This is a genomic window from Aliiroseovarius sp. S1123, from assembly GCF_023015885.1.
In the GTDB taxonomy this organism is placed as follows: Bacteria; Pseudomonadota; Alphaproteobacteria; order Rhodobacterales; family Rhodobacteraceae; genus Aliiroseovarius.
Genome location: NZ_JALKBE010000003.1, coordinates 19,660 through 42,971 on the forward strand (window position 1 = coordinate 19,660; position 23,312 = coordinate 42,971).

General features: G+C 59.9%; 19 protein-coding genes. 9 read left to right on the plus strand and 10 right to left on the minus strand.

The window, feature by feature from the left end:
* Positions 1 to 9: 9 nt before the first annotated feature.
* The gene (locus MWU53_RS06920; RefSeq protein ID WP_247091850.1) at positions 10 to 834 is read right to left on the minus strand and encodes an ABC transporter ATP-binding protein; all 825 of its coding nucleotides are present in this window, start codon (positions 832 to 834) and stop codon (positions 10 to 12) included.
* A complete protein-coding gene (locus MWU53_RS06925; RefSeq protein WP_247091852.1) occupies positions 831 to 2,996 on the minus strand; it encodes an AMP-binding protein in 2,166 nt (721 codons plus the stop codon). Before MWU53_RS06925 ends, MWU53_RS06920 begins: the two co-directional genes overlap by 4 nt.
* A gap of 212 nt (positions 2,997 to 3,208) precedes the next feature.
* Here MWU53_RS06925 and MWU53_RS06930 point away from each other — a divergent pair, with 212 nt between their 5' ends.
* Entirely contained in the window at positions 3,209 to 5,131 is a 1,923-nt protein-coding gene (locus MWU53_RS06930) for a PAS-domain containing protein (protein WP_247091854.1), read from the plus strand.
* The gene (locus MWU53_RS06935) at positions 5,128 to 5,829 is read left to right on the plus strand and encodes a response regulator transcription factor (protein ID WP_247091856.1); all 702 of its coding nucleotides are present in this window, start codon (positions 5,128 to 5,130) and stop codon (positions 5,827 to 5,829) included. Before MWU53_RS06930 ends, MWU53_RS06935 begins: the two co-directional genes overlap by 4 nt.
* Here the strand turns inward: MWU53_RS06935 and MWU53_RS06940 are convergent.
* On the minus strand, positions 5,826 to 6,584 hold the full coding sequence (locus tag MWU53_RS06940) for a DeoR/GlpR family DNA-binding transcription regulator (protein ID WP_247091858.1): 759 nt from the start codon (positions 6,582 to 6,584) through the stop codon (positions 5,826 to 5,828). The two genes, MWU53_RS06935 and MWU53_RS06940, sit on opposite strands and share 4 nt — an antisense overlap.
* 167 nt (positions 6,585 to 6,751) lie before the next feature.
* On the opposite strand from MWU53_RS06940, the gene glpD reads away from it, so the two are divergent.
* Positions 6,752 to 8,311 (plus strand): glycerol-3-phosphate dehydrogenase, encoded by a 1,560-nt coding sequence (gene glpD, locus MWU53_RS06945; protein ID WP_247091860.1) that lies wholly within the window; start codon positions 6,752 to 6,754, stop codon positions 8,309 to 8,311.
* A gap of 138 nt (positions 8,312 to 8,449) precedes the next feature.
* On the opposite strand, the gene fdhF is transcribed toward glpD, so the two are convergent.
* Positions 8,450 to 11,200 carry a formate dehydrogenase subunit alpha gene (gene fdhF, locus MWU53_RS06950; RefSeq protein WP_247091862.1) on the minus strand — a complete coding sequence of 917 codons (2,751 nt, stop codon included), beginning with the start codon at positions 11,198 to 11,200 and terminating at the stop codon, positions 8,450 to 8,452.
* A gap of 145 nt (positions 11,201 to 11,345) precedes the next feature.
* Between fdhF and MWU53_RS06955 the strand changes: the two genes are divergently transcribed.
* From MWU53_RS06955 to MWU53_RS06980, 6 genes are all read left to right on the plus strand, one after another.
* The gene (locus MWU53_RS06955; RefSeq protein WP_247091864.1) at positions 11,346 to 11,996 is read left to right on the plus strand and encodes a histidine phosphatase family protein; all 651 of its coding nucleotides are present in this window, start codon (positions 11,346 to 11,348) and stop codon (positions 11,994 to 11,996) included.
* Positions 11,997 to 12,022: 26 nt separating this feature from the next.
* Complete coding sequence (locus MWU53_RS06960; protein WP_247091866.1) at positions 12,023 to 13,078, plus strand: saccharopine dehydrogenase; 1,056 nt, start codon at positions 12,023 to 12,025, stop codon at positions 13,076 to 13,078.
* A complete protein-coding gene (locus tag MWU53_RS06965; RefSeq protein ID WP_247091868.1) occupies positions 13,078 to 13,326 on the plus strand; it encodes a SemiSWEET transporter in 249 nt (82 codons plus the stop codon). The genes MWU53_RS06960 and MWU53_RS06965 overlap by 1 nt, the downstream gene beginning before the upstream one ends.
* 14 nt (positions 13,327 to 13,340) lie before the next feature.
* Positions 13,341 to 14,483: a saccharopine dehydrogenase family protein gene (locus MWU53_RS06970; RefSeq protein ID WP_247091870.1), complete on the plus strand. Its 1,143-nt coding sequence runs from the start codon at positions 13,341 to 13,343 to the stop codon at positions 14,481 to 14,483.
* A 68-nt stretch (positions 14,484 to 14,551) separates the two neighbouring features.
* Positions 14,552 to 15,139 (plus strand): HD domain-containing protein, encoded by a 588-nt coding sequence (locus MWU53_RS06975; RefSeq protein ID WP_247091872.1) that lies wholly within the window; start codon positions 14,552 to 14,554, stop codon positions 15,137 to 15,139.
* A gap of 52 nt (positions 15,140 to 15,191) precedes the next feature.
* A complete protein-coding gene (locus MWU53_RS06980) occupies positions 15,192 to 15,968 on the plus strand; it encodes a DUF6782 family putative metallopeptidase (RefSeq protein ID WP_247091874.1) in 777 nt (258 codons plus the stop codon).
* Here MWU53_RS06980 and MWU53_RS06985 read toward each other — a convergent pair.
* From MWU53_RS06985 to MWU53_RS07010, 6 genes are all read right to left on the minus strand, one after another.
* A complete protein-coding gene (locus tag MWU53_RS06985; protein ID WP_247091876.1) occupies positions 15,965 to 16,750 on the minus strand; it encodes a formate/nitrite transporter family protein in 786 nt (261 codons plus the stop codon). The genes MWU53_RS06980 and MWU53_RS06985 overlap by 4 nt on opposite strands.
* 230 nt (positions 16,751 to 16,980) lie before the next feature.
* Entirely contained in the window at positions 16,981 to 17,454 is a 474-nt protein-coding gene (locus MWU53_RS06990; RefSeq protein ID WP_247091877.1) for a hypothetical protein, read from the minus strand.
* A 50-nt stretch (positions 17,455 to 17,504) separates the two neighbouring features.
* Entirely contained in the window at positions 17,505 to 18,734 is a 1,230-nt protein-coding gene (gene rmuC / locus MWU53_RS06995; protein ID WP_247091878.1) for a DNA recombination protein RmuC, read from the minus strand.
* Positions 18,731 to 20,593, minus strand: a complete 1,863-nt coding sequence (mutL, locus tag MWU53_RS07000; protein WP_247091879.1) for a DNA mismatch repair endonuclease MutL — start codon at positions 20,591 to 20,593, stop codon at positions 18,731 to 18,733. The genes rmuC and mutL overlap by 4 nt, the downstream gene beginning before the upstream one ends.
* Before the next feature lie 51 nt (positions 20,594 to 20,644).
* A complete protein-coding gene (locus MWU53_RS07005; RefSeq protein ID WP_247091880.1) occupies positions 20,645 to 21,955 on the minus strand; it encodes a pitrilysin family protein in 1,311 nt (436 codons plus the stop codon).
* Positions 21,955 to 23,289 (minus strand): pitrilysin family protein, encoded by a 1,335-nt coding sequence (locus MWU53_RS07010; protein WP_247091881.1) that lies wholly within the window; start codon positions 23,287 to 23,289, stop codon positions 21,955 to 21,957. Before MWU53_RS07010 ends, MWU53_RS07005 begins: the two co-directional genes overlap by 1 nt.
* Between the last annotated feature and the right edge of the window lie 23 nt (positions 23,290 to 23,312).

The window sequence follows — 23,312 nt, forward strand, 5'->3', positions numbered from 1 at the left end:
TCTCCCCCCTTAGTCGTGTGACACGCCGAGATAGGCGTCGATCACATCCTGGTTGTTGCGCACCTCGTCGGGTGTGCCGTCCCCAATTTTCTTGCCGTAGTCCATGACCACGACGCGGTCGGACAGGTCCATAACAACGCCCATGTCGTGCTCGATCAGGGCGATCGTGGTGCCGAACTCGTCATTCATGTCGAGGATGAAGCGGGACATGTCCTCTTTTTCCTCGACGTTCATGCCAGCCATCGGTTCGTCGAGCAGAAGCAGCGACGGTTCCGCGGCCAAGGCACGCGCCAATTCAACACGCTTTTTCAGACCGTAAGGCAGACGCCCAACGGGCGTTTTGCGGATGTGCTGGATTTCAAGGAAGTCGATGACTTTCTCGCACGCTTCGCGGTTTTCCAGCTCTTCCTTTTCGGCTTTGCCTTTCCAGATCGCCTGCTGAAGCAGGTTGGCGTTCATCTTGTTCAGGCGGCCGGTCATGATGTTGTCCAGAACGGTCATGCCGTCAAACAGCGCGATGTTCTGGAAGGTCCGTGCCAGACCCTGCTGCGCCACCTGATAGGGGCGCATCTGCGGGCGTTTGGAACCACGGAACCAGACCTCGCCTTCTTGGGGTTTGTAGAACCCCGAGATGACGTTCAGCATCGAGGACTTACCAGCACCGTTCGGGCCGATGATCGCGCGGATCTCGCCTTCGCGGATGTTGAAGCTGATGTCCTTGATCGCAACCACACCACCAAAGCGCAGTGTGATATTTTTAAGGTCCATGACAACGGGGCCAATGGTGCGCCCGTCTGCGGTGACGTAGCTGTCGGCGTTCATATCGGTCGTCATTCTGCCGCCATCCCCTGAGTGTTACCCACCACAGCCGCATCGCGGATTTCCAGGGTGGCGTTGATCGAACCCTTGCGACCGTCTTCATAGGTCACTTCGGTTTCGATATATTGCTCGGACTTGCCGCCATACAGCGCGTCGATCAGCGGAGCGTATTTCTCTTCCACGATCTTACGACGTACTTTACGCGTACGGGTCATCTCGCCGTCATCTGCATCCAGTTCCTTGTGCAGGATCAGGAAGCGATGGATCTGACAACCCGACAGCATTTCGTCTTCAGCAACCGATTTGTTAACCGTTTCAACGTGTTCCTGAATGGTCGAAACCACATCCGGGTGCCCTGCAAGTTCCTGATAAGAACCATAAGCCACGTTGTTGCGTTCAGCCCAGTTGCCAACGGCGGTCAGGTCGATGTTGATGAAGGCCGTGCACATGTTGCGGTCATTGCCGAAGACAACTGCCTCCAGAATGTCCGGGTAGAACTTCAGTTTGTTCTCAACATATTTGGGCGCGAACATCCGGCCATCAGCCATCTTGCCCACGTCCTTCGCACGGTCGATGATGCGCAGGTGGCCGTTGTTCTTGTCGAAGAAGCCAGCGTCACCGGTTGCAACCCAACCTTCGGGATCCTTGGTGTCGGCGGTCGATTCGGGGTTGTTGTAGTACTCAACAAAGGTACCCGGCGAACGATAGAAGATCTCGCCATTGTCCTCGATGCGTACTTCCACACCCGGCGCAGGCACACCAACAGTGTCGTTGCGCACTTCGCCATCCGGCTGCACGGTGATGAACACGGTGGCTTCAGTCTGACCGTAAAGCTGCTTCAGGTTGATCCCCATCGAGCGATAGAACGCGAAGATTTCAGGACCAATGGCTTCACCAGCGGTATAGCCAACACGAATGCGGCCAAAGCCCAGCGTGTCTTTCAGCGGACCGTACACCAGCACGTCACCACAGCGATACTTGAAGTATTCCTGCAGGCTGCCACGATACAGCTTCAGACCCAGCGGATCCTTGGCTTTGAAATGCTTGCGCACGTTCTTGCCGTGACGCAGCTTGGCAAAGGCCAGACGAATGCCGTTCTCGATGATGGTCTCAGCCGCAAAGCCGATACCCATCGCATAGTTGAACCCGTGACGGATCTTCTGTTCCAGAGTTTTCTTCTGGGTGGTCACCTTGCGCTTCGGCATGCCGTGCTTTTCGCCGGCGCCGCTTTTCGCAAACTCCATATAGTGATGGAAAATGGCGTATTTCAGATCGCCACTGTCTTCCATACGGATCATCACGTTGGTCAGCTGGGTTTCGAACACGCGCGGCGGGGCAAAGTAATAGGTCGGCCCGATTTCGCGCAAGTCCGACATCAGCGTGTCTGCCGATTCCGGGCAGTTCACGCAGAAGCCACACCACATGGCCTGACCCAGTGAGAAGATGAAGTCACCAACCCATGCCATCGGCAGATAGGCCAGAATGTCTTCGTTCACACCCAGGTTGTCGAACTCGGACGAGTTCTTCGCGCTTTCGACGATGTTGCGGTTCGACAGAACCACACCTTTGGGGCGACCGGTGGTGCCCGAGGTGTACAGCATTACGCAGGTGCTGTCATAGGTCAGCTCGGCTTCGCGGACAGCCATCTCGTCTTCAAGACGGGCATGGGCCACGCGGCCTTCTTCCTGAATGTCGACGTACCAATGCAGATGGCTGTGGTCGTATTTCCGCAGGCCACGCTTGTCATAGTACAACACGTGTTCGATGTGCTGGATCTTGTCCTGCACCTCGATCACTTTGTCGACTTGTTCCTGGTCACCGCAGACGACGAAACGTGCGCCGCAATGCTCCAGAACGTATTCCATCTCTTCCACAACCGCATCTTGGTAAAGCGGTACCGGAACGGCGCCTACCTTCTGCGCTGCAACCATCGCCCAGTAGTGGGCCGGACGGTTACGGCCGATGATGGCCACGTGGTCCCCACGGTTGATCCCCAAAGCCAAAAGACCCAATGCAAGGTTCTGAATTTCTTCAGCAGCCTCTGCCCAGGTCCAGCTTTGCCAGATACCGAATTCTTTCTCCCGATAAGCCGGGCGATCTCCATATTCCTTCACATTCCGCGCGAGAAGCGCTGGAATTGAGGCAAACGCGCCAGAAGCGACTTGATCCTGTGCCAAATTTTCCTCCCACCGTCGGTCGACCGACGTTCCAGTCATCGAACGAATCCTGCTCGACAACCCTGACGAAAAAAATCTCGCCGTCAAAGGTTTCGGCACTTTTTCCCAATCCTATCGAATTGTTACAAGATCAGATGAATCCTTACACGGGGGCGCATTCCTCTTTTCCCTAGACAAATCAGGTGCTAGCGATAGATGCAGGAGGGGATTGCTTGCCACTACAATCTTCAGAAACGGCCGCGTTGACCCAAGCCGGGCTGAACCTGATTCAGCAGGCACTTTCCATCTATGATCGACGCCTGACTTTGGTCATCGGGAACCGCCAGTTTCAGGATATGTTCGATCTGCCCGATCATCTGGTGCAACCCGGTGCGCCATTTTCCGAAACCATCCGCTATCTTGCTGAGCGTGGCGACTATGGAGCGGTCGGAGATATCGACGCATTTGTCCAATCGCGCGTCGATCAGGCGCTGGATTTCCAACCCCACTACATGGAGCGCACCCGCGCCAATGGGCGCGTGATCTCGGTCGAGGGGCACCCGCTGTCGCAGGGGGGATGGGTAACGGTCTATACTGATATTACCCCGATCAAGCGCCAGGAATCGCTTTTGCGGGCCCGGTCCGAAGAGCTTTCTGATCAGGTGCTGACCTATACCGAGGAATTGGCCCAGACCAACCGTGCATTGACCTCGTCCAACATCGCGCTCGAGGAAACCAAACGGCAGCTGACCGTCATGGAAAGCCGCACGCGTCTGACCGCAGAAATGATGCCCGCGCACATCGCGCGGATTGACCATGATCTGCATTACACCTTCTCGAACCGGCGCCTGGGCAAGGTTTTCCCGGGCCGTCCGACCGATCTTTTGGGCCTACATGCCCGAGACGCGCTGGGCGACGAAGCCTTTTCTAAGATCAGCCCCTATTTCAACCGCGCGTTTCATGGCGAATCCAGCGTATTCGAGTTTACGCACGAGGCATCGGGCCGCCGCATCCGCGTGGCGTTGACCCCCGACAAGGGCAAAGATCAGATCACCGGCGTCTACATCCTGTCGATGGACGTCACCGAAGAGGCTCAGTCCCGCGCCGCCCTCGCCCAGACCCGAAAGCGCGAGCTGGCCGCACATCTGACATCCGGCGTTGCGCATGATTTCTCGAACCTGCTGACCATCATCATGGGTCTGCAAAGCCGCTTGGCCCAAATGGACATCGGGGATGACGCACAGGAGTTGGTCCAAGCCACCAACGCTGCCGTACGCCGGGGTGGGACACTTCTGGAACGGATTGCCACGATCTCGGGTCGGCGCGACGTTCATATGGAACCGGTGAACATCCCAGACATGTTGAAAGGGCTTGAAAGCCTTGCAGGACCGACCCTGCCTGCAAACATTAACCTGAAGGTCGAGGTTTCCGATCTGGACCAGCGTGTTGTCCTTGATTCTGGTGCCGTGCAGGATGGCATTCTGAACCTGATCATCAACGCCACACATGCGCTTGGCGATGCGGGCGGCGACATCCACCTGACTGCCCGCCCGATCCGTGAAACCTGGGTCGAATTTCGTGTGACCGATACTGGGCCGGGCTTCGCGCCCGTGGCGTTAGAGCACGCGCTGGACCCGTTTTTCACCACCAAAGGCGGCGAAGGTTCGGGGCTTGGCCTGTCTATGGTCTATGACCAAACCAAGGTCGCAGGTGGTCAGGTTAAGATTTTCAACAGCGAAGAAACCGGTGGCGCCGTCGTATCCATCCGTTTGCCTCTGCGCATCCCCGCCCAACCCATCTCGCCGCGTCTTGTCCTTCTGATCGAAGACAGCGAAGCGATCCGGACATCGGTCCGCGAAATGCTGATCAGCATGGGCCATCAGGTGATCGAGGCGAACTCGGCCGAGGACGCCCTGTCCCTGACCGGAATCGAGGGGCTGGGCCTTATCCTGTCTGATGTTATACTGGAAGGCGCGCAGACCGGGCCCGAATTCCTGGACGCGCTGGCGCAGACCGGGTTGGATGTGCCAATGCTGCTAATGACTTCCCTGCCGCTCGACGACCCACGACGCAAGAACGCCGGGTTCCCTGTTTTGCCCAAGCCATTCACCACCGGTGAGCTGGCCACATTCCTGTCGCAAGAGGTTCCATCGTGACCCAACACATGATCGCTATTCTGGATGACGAACCCGAGATCCGCCGCATGTTGTCCCATGCACTGGAGGAAGCTGGATTCCGAACCGCGGCCTTCGCCCGCGCGACAGAATTCGAGGCTGCGCTGAACACCATGTCGCCGGATGTCTGCCTTGTGGACCTTGGCCTGCCAGACCGTGATGGGCTGACCTTGGTGCACCGACTGGCCCTTGAACGGGGCGCATCGATCATCATCATCTCGGGCCGCAGCTTGGTACAGGACCGCGTGACCGGATTGGAACTGGGGGCCGATGACTACATCGTCAAACCCTTCGAGCCGGCCGAGGTCGTCGCCCGCGTGCGCGCCCGCCTGCGCAACCAAAAACCCGGCAACACGGCCTCGAACACGGCGCACTTCAATGGCTGGACAGCCCATTTCGACCGCTATGTTCTGGAAGACGAAGACGGCACCGAGACCGCGTTTTCTCATGCGGAAGGCGAGGTACTGCGCCTGTTCCTAGACGCCCCTAAGCGTTTGATTTCACGTGCACAAATGCAGGAAACGCTGGGCGGCGTGGCGGGTGAAAGCTTTGACCGCGCGATGGATGTTCGCATCTCGCGCCTGCGGACAAAACTGCGCGAAGACCCCAAAAATCCGCGCCTGATCAAGACGATCTATGGGGCGGGCTATATCTTCTTGGGCGACGTGCGCTGGGGCTAGACCCGCGTGACCTTGGTGCCGCTGCTGTCACACAGCGCGGCGCAGTCCTTTGGCAAGGTCTGATCGGTGAAGATCACATCCACATCTGCCATACTGCCGATCCGAATAGGGGCCTTGCGCTCGAATTTGCTGTGATCTGCGGCCAGCCACACTTTGTCACTTTGGGCCATAATGGCGTGGCTCACGCTGACCTCGTGCAGGTCGAAATCCAGCATGTCGCCCGCGTTGTTCAACGCCGAGCATCCGATCACCGAGATATCAAAGCGGAACCGACGGATCAGGTCCGTCGCCAACTCGCCCACCAGCCCGCCATCCGACCGGCGCAGGCTGCCACCTGACACGATCACCTGCACGTCCGGATTCGCCGACAGAATCACCGCGATGTTGATGTTGTTCGTCACGACCAGCAGACCCTTGTGGTGCAAAAGCTCCTGCGCGACGGCCTCGGTCGTGGTGCCGATGTTCAGGAAGATGCAGCAGTCGTTCGGGATCTGCCGCGCACAGGCCCGCGCGATGTCGACCTTGGCGGACTGATTCAACTGCCGCCGCGCGTCATAGCCAATATTCGCGGTCGAAGACGGCAGCACCGCGCCCCCATGCACCCGATCCAACGCGCCTTCATCCGACAGTTCCGTCAGATCACGGCGGATGGTCTGAGGCGTCACCCCCAGCAGCTCGACCAAACGGTCGACCGTCACCTTGCCCTCGCGACGGGCGATGTTCAGGATTTCGGATTTTCGCAAGGTGGTGCTCATCACGCCCTCATGTTCGTTTTCACGTCATATGACCTGAAACCACGCCTGAAATCCAGAGTTTCGATCACAATATCGCAATTTTCGAACATTTACGAACCCTTCTACCTTCTCTTTGTCATCATTTTCGCGCAAGCTCTGCGTGAGTGCGACTCAGTTCTGGAACCGACATGCAAAGCGACTTCGACCTTCTGATCATCGGCGGCGGCATCAATGGCTGCGGCATCGCGCGCGACGCGGCGGGGCGCGGCCTGTCCGTCTGTCTGGCCGAGATGGGGGATATCGGCGGCGCGACCTCGTCGTCGTCGACCAAACTGTTTCATGGCGGGCTGCGGTATCTGGAATATTTCGAGGTCCGACTGGTGCGCGAGGCGTTGAAAGAGCGTGAAACCCTGCTGCGGGCCATGCCGCATATCTCGTGGCCGATGCGGTTCGTGCTGCCCTATCACCACTCGATGCGCTTCGACAGTACGACGCCCACGTCGCGGCTGCTGAACACCGTGATGCCGTGGATGAAAGGCCGCCGTCCGGGATGGCTCGTGCGGTTGGGGCTGTTTCTGTATGACCATCTGGGCGGGCGGAAAATCCTGCCCGGCACCACCCGCGTGGATTTGCGGACCGCGCCAGAAGGCCAGCCCCTGAACCCCATGTTCGAAACCGCGTTCGAGTATTCGGATTGCTGGGTTGAAGATGCGCGTCTGGTTGTCCTGAACGCTCGCGACGCCGAAGCGCGTGGCGCCGAGATCAACCCGCGCACCAAGGTCACGAAAGCCGAACCTCAGGGCGCCGGTTGGCGTGTCACCTTGACCGACACCAACACGGGCGAGGCCCGACAGGTCACCGCGCGCATGCTGGTCAACGCCGCGGGTCCGTGGATTGCCGACGTCTTGGGCGGCACGCTTGGCAGCGATGCGCCTGCAAACATCCGCCTCGTGCGCGGCAGCCATATCATCACCAAGCGCCTGTTTGATCACGATAAATGCTATTTCTTCCAAGGGCAGGACGGGCGGATCATCTTCGCCATTCCGTACGAGACCGACTTCACCCTGATCGGCACAACCGATGCGGATCACGTCGATGCCGACACGCCCCCGCACTGCACGGAAGACGAACGCGACTATCTGATCGCCTTCATCAATGGGTATCTGAAGGATCCGATTGCGGCGGATGATGTGGTCTGGACCTATTCCGGCGTCCGTCCTCTGTTCAACGATAGCGAAGGCTCGGCGGCGGCGGTCACCCGCGACTATGTGCTGCGCACCGACCACGTAGAGGACGCGCCGGTTCTGAACATTTTTGGCGGCAAGATCACCACCTATCGCCGCCTTGCCGAAAGCGCACTGGATAAGATCGGTGCGGTGCTTGACCCGTTACCTGACAAGTGGACGGCAGGCGTGCCCCTGCCCGGCGGAGATTTCCCGGTGGACGGGTTCGACGCACTGCTCGGTCAGATCAACGCGGCCCATCCCTTCCTGACCCCGCGCCACGCGAAACGTCTGGTCCGCGCCTATGGGACCGAGGCACGAGAGATTCTGGGTGATGCGACATCGCTGGACGATCTGGGCCAGGATTTCGGCGCCACCCTGACCGAGACCGAGCTGCGCTGGCTGATGAGCAAGGAGTACGCCCAACGGGCCGAGGACGTGGTCTGGCGGCGATCGAAGCTAGGACTGTTGCTGGATGCGGATCAAATCGCCGCCATTGATGCGTGGATGCAGAGCGCCCGTTAGGCTTTGGTGGCTCACTTCGTGAGCCTGAGGGGCGTTGCCCCTTGCGCCAAATCTGCGATTTGACGCTACCCTAGGATATTTAAGACAAGAAAAAGGGCGCCGGGTGGGGCGCCCTTTGTACATGATCTGTAGGAGAGATCACTCTGCAGCGATCTGGGTCGGCACTTCGACCTTCACCGCGCAGAACTTCATCTCGGCGATCTTGCCGTAGGGATCCAGCGCCGGGTTGGTCAGCAGGTTCGCTGCCGCTTCCACGTATGCGAAGGGCAGGAAGACCATATTTTCGGCCACCGCATAGTCCGCTCGCGCCATCACGTCGATGGTACCACGGCGGGTGGTCAGGCGGACCATGTCGCCCGGCTCCACGCCCATTTCACGCAGGGTTTTCGGGTTCATCGAACAGTTTGCCTCGGGCTCGATCGCATCCAGAACGGTGGCGCGGCGGGTCATCGATCCGGTGTGCCAGTGCTCCAACTGACGACCCGTGGTCAGGACCATGGGGTATTCGTCATCCGGGGTTTCTGCCGGCGGGATGATCGAGGCAGGCGCGAACCGGGCACGCCCGTTTTCACGCGGGAATTTATCCCCGAATACAACGGCTTGGCCGGGATCTTCAGGCGACAGCGACGGATAGGTCACGGCGTTCTGGCTTTCCAGACGATCCCACGTGATGTTGGCCAGCGACGGCATCACCAGCTCCATCTCGGCATAGATTTGGCTGGGGTGATCATAGGTCCAACCCATGCCCATCCGTTTCGCCAGCTCGGTCGTGATCTGCCAGTCTTCCATCGCCTCGCCGGGGGCGGGAACGGCCGGGCGGCACATCTGCACCTGGCGGTTGGTGTTCGAGGTCGTGCCGGTCTTTTCCGCCAGCGCCGCCGCCGGGAAGACGACATCTGCATAGCCCGCCGTCTCGGTCAGGAAGATGTCTTGGCTGACAAGGAACTCCATCCGGCGCAGTGCTTCGCGCACGTGGTTCACATCCGGGTCGGACATGGCCGGGTTTTCGCCCAGTATATACATGCCCTTGATCTTGCGATCGTACACCGCGTCCATGATTTCAACCACGGTCAGGCCGGGGTTCGGGTTCAGCTCGTCCACGCCCCAGACGTCACGATATAGCGCCTGAACGCCTTCGTCCTTCACCGACTTATAGTCCGGATAGAACATCGGGATCAGGCCCGCGTCCGACGCGCCCTGCACGTTGTTCTGACCGCGCAGCGGGTGCAGACCCGTGCCGGGACGACCCACATTGCCGGTCATCAGCGCCAGCGCGATCAGGCAGCGCGAGTTGTCGGTGCCGTGCACGTGCTGGCTGACGCCCATGCCCCAGAAAATCATGCCGTTCTTGCCGCTCGCAAAGGTGCGGGCAGCGGCGCGCAGCTCGTCCGCGTCGATACCGCAGATAGGCGCCATTTCTTCCGGCGTGAAGGCTTTCAGATGCTCGCGCATCGCCTCCCAATTCTCAGTATGCTCAGCGATATAGGCGTCGTCTTGCAGGCCTTCTTCGGCGATTACATGCATGATCGCGTTCAGCATCGATACGTCCGCGCCGGGCTTGAACTGCAGGCGGTGCGTTGCGAAACGGCCCATGCCCACGCCGCGCGGATCCATCACGATCAGCTTGCCACCGCGCTGGGTGAACTGCTTGAAATAGGTCGCGGCAACCGGGTGGTTTTCAATCGGGTTCGAACCGATGACGATTGCGACATCCGCGTTTTCGATCTCGTTAAAGGTCGCGGTCACAGCGCCCGAGCCGACGTTTTCCAGCAGCGCCGACACGCTTGATGCGTGGCACAGGCGCGTGCAGTGGTCGACGTTGTTGTGGGTAAAGCCCTGACGGATGAACTTTTGGAACAGGTACGCTTCTTCGTTGGTGCATTTGGCCGAGCCGAAACCGGCCACAGCCTCGCCGCCATGTTCGTCGCGCAGACGCGTCAGGCCTTTGGCGGCGGCGTCCAGCGCCTCGTCCCAAGTCGCTTCACGGAAATGGGTCAGCGGGTTGGCCGGGTCCACATTCATGCCCTTCTCGGCGCCTTCCTTACGGATCAGCGGTTTGGTCAGGCGATGCGGGTGGTTGATATAGTCAAAGCCAAAACGGCCTTTCACGCACAGGCGACCTTCGTTTGCGGGGCCGTTAATGCCCTCGGCATAGACGACCTTGTCGCCTTTGACCTTCAGACTGACCTGACAACCAACACCACAGAAAGGGCAGATGCTTTCGACTTCCTTGTCGAAATCCGAGGTATCCTGCACCTTGGCTGGCATCAGCGCGCCGGTCGGGCAGGCTTGCACGCATTCACCACAAGCCACACAGGTCGAGGCGCCCATCGGGTCGGCAATGTCAAATGTCGGGAACGCGTCATGTCCGCGACCGGCCATGCCTATCACGTCGTTCACCTGAACTTCACGGCAGGCGCGGACGCAAAGGTTGCAGGAAATACAGGCGTCCAGATTGACGCTCATCGCGACGTGGCTGTCATCCAACAGCGGCACGCGGCCCTCGTCCATCTTCGGGAAGCGGCTTTGCTCGACCCCGTTCAGATCAACCATATCCCAGAAATGAGCGGCGGCGTCGTGGCGTTCTTCCGGCTGGTCGGCGACCAGAAGTTCGATCACCATCTTGCGGGCGGATTTGGCGCGGGCGTTGTCGGTGGTAACCACCATGCCCTCGGCGGGTTCACGAATACAGGATGCCGCCAGCGTGCGCTCGCCCTCGATCTCGACCACACAGGCGCGGCAGTTGCCGTCGGCGCGCAGGTTGGGCACATCCTTGTGGCACAGGTGCGGGATAAGCGTGCCTTCACGCTTGGCCACATCCCAGATGCTTTCGCCATCACGCGCAACAACTTCGCGCCCATCCAGGGTGAATTTGATACCGTCGCTCATCCGTACCTCCGTATTCCGACTCTCAGTATAAACCATGCAAGCCGCGGCGTCAGTTCGCCATTCCCGACGCAAGGCATCGTTTTTGCGCCAGCCCCCTTTCCGAATTGGATCCAATTCTCTAGCAATGGGCGGAAAGGAGTCGCCAATGACCACCATCACCCTGATCCGACACGGACAAGCGAACAACACCGCCACGGACGAGGCAGGCTATGACCGGCTGTCTGATCTGGGCCGCCAGCAGGCGCGGTGGCTGGGCGAACACATGCGCGACACGGGGCAGCGATATGCCCGGGTTTACACGGGAACGCTGACCCGCCACCAGCAAACCGCACAGGAATGGGGCGCTGCGAGTTTCACCGCAGATGCCCGTCTGGATGAAGTCCGCTATTTCGATCTGTCCGAACGGATGCACGCGCAGTTCGGCATTCCGCACCCAACCGGACATGGCGATTTCATCGACCACCTGCCACTGACCTTTGCCGCGTGGCAGGAAGGCAAGATCGAAGGGGCACCCGAGACCTTCCACGACTTCCAGACCCGCGTGTCCGAGGTAATTCACGAGATTGCCGAAGGTGGCGAGGATGCGATCATCTTTACGTCTGGCGGGTTTATCGGCATGGCCACGCGGGTGGTGATGGGGCTGGATCTTGGCCCATTTACTCGCACCATTTTGCCGATCATGAACAGCTCAATCCACCGGATGCGGCTAATGCCCGCCGGGCTGACGCTGACCCAATACAACGCGGTTCCGCATCTGGAACACAAAGACCGCCACCACGCGCAGACCCATTTCTAAGGGCGCATTTCGAAGGAGTTCACCCCATGACACATCTATGGGTCCGTGCAGAACAACGCGAAAACGAAGACCGGGTTGGCCTGACGCCAGACGGTGCCGCCGCGCTGATCAAGGCAGGCATTCGCGTGACGGTCGAGGAAAGCAGCGTCCGCGCCATCAGCATTGATGGCTACAAGGATGCTGGGTGCGAGATCACCGCTGAAAACAGCTGGCCCGATGCGCCGCTCGACGCGATCATCTTCGGCCTGAAGGAACTGCCCGAGGACAGCACCCCCCTGCCCCATCGCCACATCATGTTTGGTCACGCTTTCAAAGGGCAACACTCAGGCCGCGCGTTGCTGGAGCGCTTCAAGGCAGGCGGCGGGACGCTCTATGACCTTGAATATCTGGTGGACGAAACCGGCCGTCGCGTGGCCGCATTTGGCTACTGGGCCGGGTTCGCCGGTGCGGCCGTGACGCTAAAAGCGTGGGCGGCCCAACAGCATGGCAAGCTGTGTGGCCCGGTTGGCGCCTACAAGAATAAAGACGCCATGATGGACGAACTGCGCGCGGAACTGGACGCCACCGGCGCCGCCCGCCCCAACGCCATCGTGATCGGCGCCCTTGGTCGTGTCGGCACTGGCGCGTCGGACCTGATGGAAGCGATGGGTGTCACAGTCACCAAATGGGACATGGCCGAGACCGCCAACGGCGGACCCTTCCCCGAAATCCTGACCCACGATCTGTTCATCAACTGCATCCTTGCGGGCCCGCAAACGCCGGTCTTCGTGCCGAAAGACGCGCTGACCGCTGACCGTAGACTGACCGCCATTGGCGACGTGGCCTGCGACCCCGACAGCGACTACAACCCGGTGCCGGTCTATGACAAAGCCACCAGTTGGAACGCCCCTGCCCTGCGCGTGGCGGATGATCCCGTGCTGGACGTCATGGCGATCGACAACCTGCCCTCGATGCTGCCCTTGGAAAGCTCGATCGACTATGCGGGGCAGCTTCTGGCCTCGCTCGAAACCCTGACCGACCTGACATCGGGCGTCTGGGGTCGGGCCGAGGAAACCTTCCGCACCCACATGAAAGACATCTGATGGAAACGCTGATCGGCACCCTCGCAGGCATCGTCAGCACGATCTGCTGGATGCCCCAAACTATCCGCACTTGGCGCACGCGACAGACCAAAGACCTGTCGCTGTCGACCAATCTGCTGGTGCTGCTGTCGGTCACGCTCTGGCTGATCTACGGCGTCATGCTGGCCGCGTGGCCCATGGTTGTCGCAAACGCAATCGCAATCGCGCTGGTCGGCTCGATCATCATCGCGAAACTGAAATTCGGCTGAAAAGGAGCCCTGTTATGACTATCCACTGGTGTGGCACCGGCCTGTCGGCCATCCCCGGCCTGCGTCGCCTGATCGAAAATGGGCGCGAGGTAACCGTCTGGAACCGGACTGTCGAAAAAGCGCAAGAGGCCGTGGGCGACCTGACAGACGACATCCGCGCGTTCTCGCTCGAAGCTCTGGCCGACGCTTTAAAACCCGGCGACATCGCCGTGTCGATGCTGCCCGGCGACCTGCACGTCCCTGTCGCCAAGTTGTGCCTTGAAAACAAAGCGCATTTCGTATCCTCCAGCTATATCGCGCCCGAGATGAAGGCGCTGGATGGAGACTTCAAAGAAGCCGGTCTGGCCTGTGTGAACGAGATCGGTCTGGACCCGGGCATCGACCACCTGATGGCCCATTGGCTGGTCGCGGATTACCGCGCCTCAGACGCCTATGACGCTGCCAACAAGCTGAGCTTCATTTCCTATTGCGGCGGCGTGCCGAAGATCTCGAACCCGTTCCGCTATAAATTCAGCTGGTCGCCGCTGGGCGTGCTGAAAGCGCTGCGTTCGCCTTCGAAATCCATCAAGGACGGTGCACCTTTCGACGTGGCCCGCCCGTGGGATGCGATCAGCAGCTATGACGCGCCGCTGCAACAGGCCGAAAGCTTCGAAGTCTACCCCAACCGCGACTCGCTCCCCTTCATGGAGGACTACAAGTTCGATCCTGCTTGGGACGTCGACACCTTCGTGCGCGGCACCCTGCGCCTGAATGGCTGGGCCGATGCGTGGAAAGACGTGTTTGCCGAGGTCGAAACGCTGGAAGGCGAAGCTGGCGACGCCCGCCTGAAAGAGATGTCAGACCAGTTCTGGGACGAAAACTCGTATGACGACGGCGAGCCCGACCGCGTGATCATGTGCGTGGCGCTGAAAGCCGAAAAAGGCGGCGCGCCTGCCTATCACAAAACCTATGTGATGGACGCTTGGGGTGACGACCGCGGCACCGCAATGGCGCGTCTGGTCTCGACCCCCGTGTCGCTGGCCATCGACATGGTGCTGGACGGCAAAGCGCCCGCAGGCGTCACCGCCGCCACCGCCGATCCCGAGATGATCGAGACATGGATGGGCCATGTGAACGAACTGGCCCAACACGTCGCCGTGGTTGATCACACCGCCTGATCGCGACGTCGCAAACGAACCAGCATGGCGGATTGGCCGTGTTAGGCTTCCCCAAAAAGGAGGCCGCCATGCTGGATAAATCAAAGCCGAAATGGACAAGTTTCGAGACCGCCACCAAGGAAGATTTCCTTGCTGTCATGGACTATGACGAGGCCTATGCGAACGCCGTACCTGATCGCCTTCTAACCGCCCTGAAAGAGCTGGACGAAGAAGACACCCCTTACCCGATCAACCGCTACCAGCACTCGTTGCAGTCAGCCACCCGCGCCCATGAAGCGGGCGAGCCCGAGGACCTTGTCATCGCTGCCCTTCTGCACGATCTGGGCGACACTCTGTCCCCGTTCAACCACGGCGAACTGGCCGCCGCCATCGTGAAGCCTTACGTAAGCGAGCGCACCCACTGGATCTTGAAACACCATTGCGTTTTCCAAGGCTATTATTACAACCACCACCTTGGTGGAGACCGCCACGCCCGCGAAAAATATCGCGACAGCCCGCATTACGACGCCTGCGTGACATTCTGCCACGACTACGACCAAAGCTCGTTCGACCCGGATTACCCCACGAAGCCGCTCGAGTTTTTCGAGCCGATGCTGCGTCGCGTGTTCAGCCGTACAGAGGGGCATATGGAGCTAAACGAAACGCGCGACGAATAGGCAAACCGCACGACACTGGACAACAGCCGGGTTAGCGGACACCATTCCATCCATGCTGCGTCTTGCTACAGTCATTTTGGCCAGCCTGCTCGGGGCCGGGGCCGCATTGGCGGGGGAAACCTGCATACAGCTGCGCGCGCCAACCCCGGAAACCGCAGAACAGCACTGGCTGTCCGAACTGCTGGACACGCTACACCCGTATGCAAGCAGCTTTCCGTTTCTGCAGGAAACCCTTTGGTCCGAAGGGACTCAGCTGTGCCTGTCCGACCAGATGGACACCGCGCTTGGCTATCTGGATGTCGCCCAGAACAAGATGGTCATCGCCACAACCGCACCGCGTAGCCTGCAAACCGGCATATTGCTGCATGAATTGCGTCACCTCTGGCAGCACACCCATGCGCTCTGCCCGACCAGCGACCTGTCCATGAAGGAATACGCGCGGGCGACCCTTGCGCTTGAGGCGGATGCCAGCGCCGTGTCTTTGCTGATCGCCTGGCATATGAAAGAGCGGGGCCAAGACGCCACATGGGACGCGCTGTCCAACTGGGCCTCGCATACCGACATCGCCGCCACATTCGAGGACACCATGCGCACCACCGGTGACGAAGAACAGGCCGTGTCCTTTGCGTTTTATCAGTGGTACGCGTCCGACGCGCGGCAAGACCGCTATTATATCGAGACCTGTAGCGGCTATCTGGATCGACAGGACGCCGAGCACCTGCTCCCGCGTTACGGTACGCTCGACGCGCGATTTTACGAGAACCTGTGCAGACTACCGGACGGGCGCAGATACCTCTGCGCGGATCCGCAAGAAACGAAAGACAATTAGCCCGCTTTCGGCCCGTGGAATGCAAACTGATAGGCCAGCGCGACACCGGCACCTCCGCCCAGAATATTCCCGATCGTCACGCTGATCATGTTGTTCAGCGCTCCGCCGACATTCACCTCGGCCCCCGCCGCCCAGCCTTGCGGAAAGAAATACATGTTGGCGACCGAGTGCTCGAGCCCCAGAAGCACGAAGCCCGAAATCGGCCAGATGATCGCTAGGACTTTGCCCGCTGCCGTGCGGGCCGCGAAGGTCAGCCAAACGGCCAAACAGACAAGCGCATTACATAGTGCGCCGCGCATGATGCCTTCGAAAAACGGCAGGTTGGCCTTTGCCTCGGCCAGCTTTACCGCCGTGGCACCCATCGGCGCATCCAGCAGTCCCGACAGGCCAAACGCGACCGCCAGCCCCACGGCGCCAATCAGGTTTCCGACATAGACAACGCCCCAATTCCGCAGCAATTCATGGACCGAGATCTTGCCGTCCACCGTTGCCATGATCATCAACGCATTGCCGGTAAACAGCTCTGCCCCGCCGACGATCACCAAGATCAGCCCAAGGCAAAACACCACCCCGCCCAAGAACCGCGCGGGACCGTAACTCGCGTCCACCCCGGTCATGACCATCGTATAGGCCGCGGCCCCAAACCCGATAAACGCGCCCGCCAGCATCGCCAGAACCAGCATCTGCTTCCACGGAAGATGAGCTTTCGCCACGCCCGCAGTCTCGATCAACTCGGCGATCTCGGCGGGCTTGTAGGCGTCAAAAGAGGGGCGGTCAGTCATGCGATCGGTGTCCTATCCGTTGGGATTAGACGAGCATCTGTTTAATGATCCGTCAAGGTTGGAAGGTGCAGCACGCAACTTATCCCGTTGCCTGCTTAGTCAGTCGGCGGGGCATAGAAAGTTGAACTAAGGATTGAGGAAGCGATAACGCTACACTCTCGATTAATCCCAAGCGCCTCTCAAAGTCGGATTTCACACCTTCCAAGAAAGTTTATGTTCAGAACGCAGTTTCAGTACCAGTTGGTATCTTTCCAACCAATTCTTTGGTTTGCAAGCCTTTGGAAAATAGTACTGGAGTCAAACATTAAGAACTTTTTCACAGAGAATACGTGAATCTCAAGATAAGGTTGGGTCTCGTACAGAATTGCGTTCTGTCGGTCGATGAACTGTTGGGATTCTCCGTCGCATAAGAACTTCTCCAAATGCGTTTCTATCGACGCAACTGGAGCTGAAGCGAATTGATCGCCGCTCCAAATCAACTCCGATATCCCACCGATGTAGTTTTGGAAGAATCGACTGAACTCACGTCGCAGTAAATTCTGTCTAGTCTGGTCGTTCTCTTCAAAAGTCATTGGAAGGTTTACAAACTCGTCTTCCGAAAGCACTCTCTCGTAGGGTGAGATTATAGACAGCAGCATGGTGCCGTCCGCTTCCGCCAACCCAAACCATTCACGACTAGTTTGCTCTGAAAATTCGATTGGCACGTTTATCACTACTATTGCTGTTTACCAATGCATCCGTCAGGTGCATCGGGTCACCCCTTCCCAATCGGCACCACGGTCTGGTCTTCTTCCGTGACCTCTTCAAAATCAAAGTTGTCCAGCCGTTTCGCGCGGTTGCCTGCTTTCTCGGCCGAGATCTTGATTTCCGAAATATCCTTAGAGGCCTGATGGAAATGACGATCGAGGTTTGCCACGCGGTCTCCCAAGCGCCCCACATCGGCGGACAGCAGGTGCAGTTCCTTGCGGATCGCGCCGGCCTGTTCACGCATCCGCGCATCTTTCAGGATCGCGCGCATGGTGTTCAGGGTCGCCATGCAGGTGGTGGGCGAGACGATCCAGACGCGGGCCTCGAACCCTTCGCGAACCACCTCCGAGAAATTGGCGTGTAGCTCAGCATAGACGGCCTCGGACGGCAGGAACATCAGCGCGCCGTCGGCGGTTTCGCCCTCGATGATGTACTTATCCGAGATCGCTTTGATGTGGGCGCGCACGGCGGTTTTCATCGCGCGGGCGGCAAGCGTCAGCTCTTCCGGCGTGCCGGCCCGACGCAGCGCCTCGTACGCTTCCAACGGAAATTTCGAGTCGATCACAATCGGGCCCGGAGGGTTTGGTAGGTGGATCAGACAATCCGCCCGTTTACCGTTCGACAGCGTCGCCTGCAGGTCGTAACTGTCCTTCGGCAGCGCTTTTGAGACGATGTCAGTCAGCTGGATTTCCCCAAACGCGCCGCGGGTTTGCTTGTTCGACAGAATGTCCTGAAGGCTTAACACGTCGCCCGACAAACGGGTGATGTTGTCCTGCGCCTTGTCGATCACCTTCAGCCGTTCCTGCAATTGCGTCAGGCTTTCGGTCGTCTTCACCGCGTTGCCTTGCAAGCTTTCCTTCATCCGGTCCTGAAGCTCCGACATGGCGCGGGCAGATTTCATCGCGTTGTCGTGCAGGCGATCATTCATCTGCTGCTGCACATGGGCCAAGCGGGTTTCCATCGCCTGCAATACCTGCGCCTGCCCGCTGGCCTGCGTGTCTGACACCGTGCGCAACCCGCCCGACAGTTGATCCTGCCCCGCGCCCAGAACCTGTACCGCCTGCCCCAGACCGCCCATCTGCAACGCCAAATCCTCGGCAACGCGGGTCGAGCGGCCAGCGCGGCGCAGCACCACGAGCAGCAGAATGAAGATCAGAACCGCAAGCGCGATGCCGCCGAGTGTCAACAACACCAGCGGGTCAGAGAGGTCATAGGTTATGTCACCGATCTGGATCATGTGCGTCCAAACAGCCTTTCGATATCCGCGAGCTTCAGCTCGACATAAGTGGGGCGCCCGTGGTTGCATTGGCCGGAATGGGGCGTGGCCTCCATCTCGCGCAGCAGGGCGTTCATTTCTTCGGGGCGCATCCAGCGGCCAGAGCGGATCGACCCGTGGCAGGCGACGCGGGACAGCACGGCCTCGATCTTGGCCTGCACCATGTTGCTATCGCCCAGATCGGCCAGTTCATCCAGCACATCCTTGATCATCGCGGTTGCGTTGATCTCGCCCAAGATGGCGGGGGTCTCGCGCACGGCGACGGCGTCTCCGCCGAAGGGTTCGATGACAAGGCCCATGCCTGCCAGATCGTCCGCGACCTCAAGCAAACGCGCCACATCACCTGCGGACAACTCAACAATCTCGGGGATCAAAAGCGCCTGACGGGCGACACCGTTTTCCGCCATCTGACGTTTGAGCTTCTCGTACACCAGACGTTCATGCGCCGCGTGCTGATCGACGATGACCATGCCCGTTTCGGTCTGCGCGATGATGTAGTTTTCGTGCACCTGCGCGCGGGCCGCACCCAAGGGCAGTGCTTCTTGCGACGCTTGTTGTTCTGGTTCCACCACCGGATCGAACCGGGCCGAGGGCGCGGACATTTCCGCGAAACCCGGTGCTTCGGGCGCGGGCATTTGCGCCTGATAGGACGATCGCATCGCCCCAAGGCTGGGCCGGTCCATTTGATAAACGCGGGGTTCGATCGACTCGGGCCGCATTGCGCCCAATGTCGCGCCTGCCACAGTCGTCGACGCACGATGTCCTGCATTCGCCAGCGCGTGACGCAGGCCTGACACGATCAACCCGCGCGCCACGCCGGGCTCGCGGAAGCGGACCTCGGATTTCGCGGGGTGGACGTTCACATCGACCAGATGCGGGTCGCAGCTGACAAACAGCGCTGCCGCCGGGTGGCGGTCGCGGGACAGGAAATCAAAATAAGCGGCCCGCAGCGCACCCGTCAGCAGTTTGTCTTTCACCGGGCGGCCATTCACGAACAGGAATTGCGCCACGGCGGCCCCGCGCGAATAGGTCGGCAAGGCGGCGAATCCTGTCAGCCGCAGACCATCGCGTTCGGCATCAATCGGGATGGCGTTTTCGGCAAAATCTCGGCCCAAAATGGTGGCGAGGCGCCCTGAAAGCGCATCGAACATGTCGCCGGTTTCCGGGTCCGCGCGGAAGGTCACACGGCCCTCACCTCCACCAGAAACATCGCGCAGGGTGAAGCCGATCTGCGGCTCGGCCATCGCCAGTCGTTTCACCACATCAGAGATCGCCTGCGCCTCGGCCCGATCCGTGCGCAGGAATTTCAGACGCGCGGGGGTGGCGTAGAACAGGTCGCGTAGTTCGACCACGGTGCCGCCAGACAGGGCCGCGGGTTTCACCGGGTCCATCTGTCCACCCGCCACGCGGATCACCGCCGCGTCAAAGCCTTGCGCGCGCGAGGTGATAGTCAGGCGACCGACCGCGCCGAGCGATGGCAGTGCCTCGCCCCGGAAGCCAAATGTGTGAATATCCAGCAGGTCCGACCCGTCGATTTTCGACGTCGCATGGCGCGACATCGCAAGCGCCAAATCGTCGGGCGCGATGCCGCAACCATCATCACTCACACGGATCAGCGTCTTGCCTCCATCCGCATAGGTGACGTCGATCCTTGCGGCGCCTGCATCTATGGCGTTTTCCACCAGTTCTTTGACGGCAGACGCCGGGCGCTCCACCACTTCACCGGCCGCAATTCGGTTGATTGCAGCATCATCCAACTGACGGATAACTGGACGGCGGATCGACCGATCCGGGCTTATATGGGGGCTGTCTTCTGGCATGGCACAAAACTTAGCATACCCACGCCCGATTCGACCATTCCGCAAATGGGCTTAATTCGACACGACGCCTTCGGGCTGACCGACCACCACAAAGTGCAGCGCATCGGGCTTGTACAGCTCAGCGGCTACACGGTTTGCGTGCTCTAACGTGACAGCCATAATCTGCTCATTCCGGGTCGCGATATAGTCGATTGGCAGGCCAATCAGTTGCATCGATGCCATGATGTTGGCGATGTTGGCATTACCGTCAAAGCGCAGCGGATAGGACCCAGTCAGATAGGTCTGCGCGGCGGTCAGCTCTTCCTGCGTGATACCGTCACGAGCAATCTTCGCCCACTCCTCTCGCACCACGTCAATCGCCTGACCCATTACCGCGTTCTGGCTTGAGAACTGCCCAACCACGCTTTCGGTCCAATCCGCCGGGATCAGATAGGACCCAATCCCATAGGTCAGCCCGCGCACTTCCCGCACTTCGTTCATCAGGCGAGACAAAGAGCTTGGCCCACCCAAAATCGTGTTCACAACAAACGCGGCAAAGAAATCGGGAGCTTCGCGCTTGATGCCGTCATGGCCGAACAGCGCGACAGATTGCGGCGTGTCGAAGGGCACGACGGTGGTGCCACCCGGCAGGCCAAACGCGACCCGGTCGGGCATAGCAGCACCTGTCGCGGGCAGACCGTCAAACAGTTGGTCCAACAGGGGGCCAAGCTGTTCTGCGGTGATGTCCCCGACAACAGCCACATAAACCCGGTCCAGCGCCATGGTGTCACGATACGCGTTCACGATGTCATCACGGGTCAGCGCGGTAACGCTATCGACTGTGCCGCCGTCATAGCTGCCATAGGGATGGTCACCGTAGGCGACGTCATCAAACGCATCAGCTGCAAGCGAGCGTGGCTCGGTCGCACGAGACGCCAGATGCGACAGCACCTGTCCCCGCACGCGTTCAAGCGCTGTTTCGTCAAATGTCGGCGCGGTCAAGGCTTCGTGCAGCAGGGCCACCGCCTGATCGCGGTTTTCCGTCAGGAACTGTGCTGAAATCCCGATGCTGTCTTCGCCGCCGTCAAACCCGAACGAGGCCGCCAGTGCCTCGCGCGCTTCGGCAAAGCCCTGTGCATCCATATCACCGGCACCTTCTTCCAGAAGGCCGGCCATCAGGTTCACAGCCCCCCGCTTGCCGGGACGATCTAACGTAGTGCCGCCCTGAAAGCGGATTTCAAGCGCGGTGAACGGAAGGGCCGGCTCATGAACCAGCCATGCGACGTGACCGTTTTTCGAGGTCACTTCCTGAATGGCCACTTCGGCGCGGGCGGGAAAGGTCAGGGCAATAAGCCCCACCAGAACAAGAGCGATTCGTTTCATTACATGTCCTCTCCGCCTTCGGGCACCAGCCAGCCGGTAACTGCCCTGCGGTCGTCAAAAAGGTTCCGCGCGGCCTCTATCACGTCTTCGGGCGTCACCGCCTGCAGCACATCGGGCCAGGCCTTCACATCCTCGATCGTCAAACCCGAGGTCAGCGCCTCGCCATAGCGCTCGGCACGCGCCATGACGTTATCCTGCGCATAGACGTCATTGGCGCGGATCTGGAATTTCACACGCTCGAATTGGGCAGGGTCAATTCCGGTCTCAAGGAACGCGGCAATCTCGCGATCCAAGGCCGCTTCTGCATCTTTCAACGACACATCAGGAGACGGCATGACGACCAGTGTAAAACTGGTGTCATCCAGCGCGACCGCGCCATAGCCCGCCCCCGCATAGACCGCGATTTGCTCGTCAAACTGCAACGCCCGCCCAAGGACCGAGGTCGCGCCATTGCCGCCAAGGATTTCTGCCAGATAGACCAGCGCGGCGGCCTCTTCCTGCGCCCCACTGTCCCGCTCGGGCGCTTGATAACGGCGCAGCAAATAGGGTTGCGCCACGCGCGGATCGGCAAAGCGCAGGCGGCGTTCGGCCAGTTGTGGGGGCTCTTGCACCCGCACGCGCTTGCCCAGATCGGGGGTCGGCGCCAACGGGCCATAGTGCGTTTTGGCCAGGTCCAGCACCTCGTCTGGTGCGACATCGCCTGCCACGACCAAAACCGCGTTATTGGGCGCATAGAAGCGTTCATAGAATGCCAGCGCGTCGGCACGCGACAGGTTCTCCATCTCGTGCCGCCAGCCGATGACCGGAATACCATAGGGGTGGTTCAGATGAGCCGCGGCATTAAGCTGCTCGCGAAACAGGGCGCTTGGATCACTGTCGGTGCGCTGCGCGCGTTCTTCCAAGATCACGTCACGCTCGGTGGCGATGTCGTCTTCGGACAGAATCAGATTGCGCACGCGATCCGATTCCATTTCCATCATCAGACCCAAGCGATCCGCCGCGACGCGCTGGAAATAGGCCGTATAGTCCTGCGAGGTGAACGCATTGTCCGACCCGCCGTTTTCCGCCACCACACGGCTGAGCGCACCGGCTTCGTAGTTCTCGGTCTCTTTGAACAGCAGGTGTTCAAGGAAATGCGCAACGCCGGACACACCGGGTTGTTCATCCGCAGCACCGGCCCGATACCACAGCATGTGGACAACGACGGGGGCGCGGTGATCTTCGATCACGACGACCTCAAGCCCGTTGTCCAGCGTGAAATGGCTGACATCTTCCTTGGCCAACGCGGGTGCGCCCAGCCCAATTGCCAACAATCCTGCAAGAATGAAACGCATATAATGCTCCTTCTGTGTCGGAT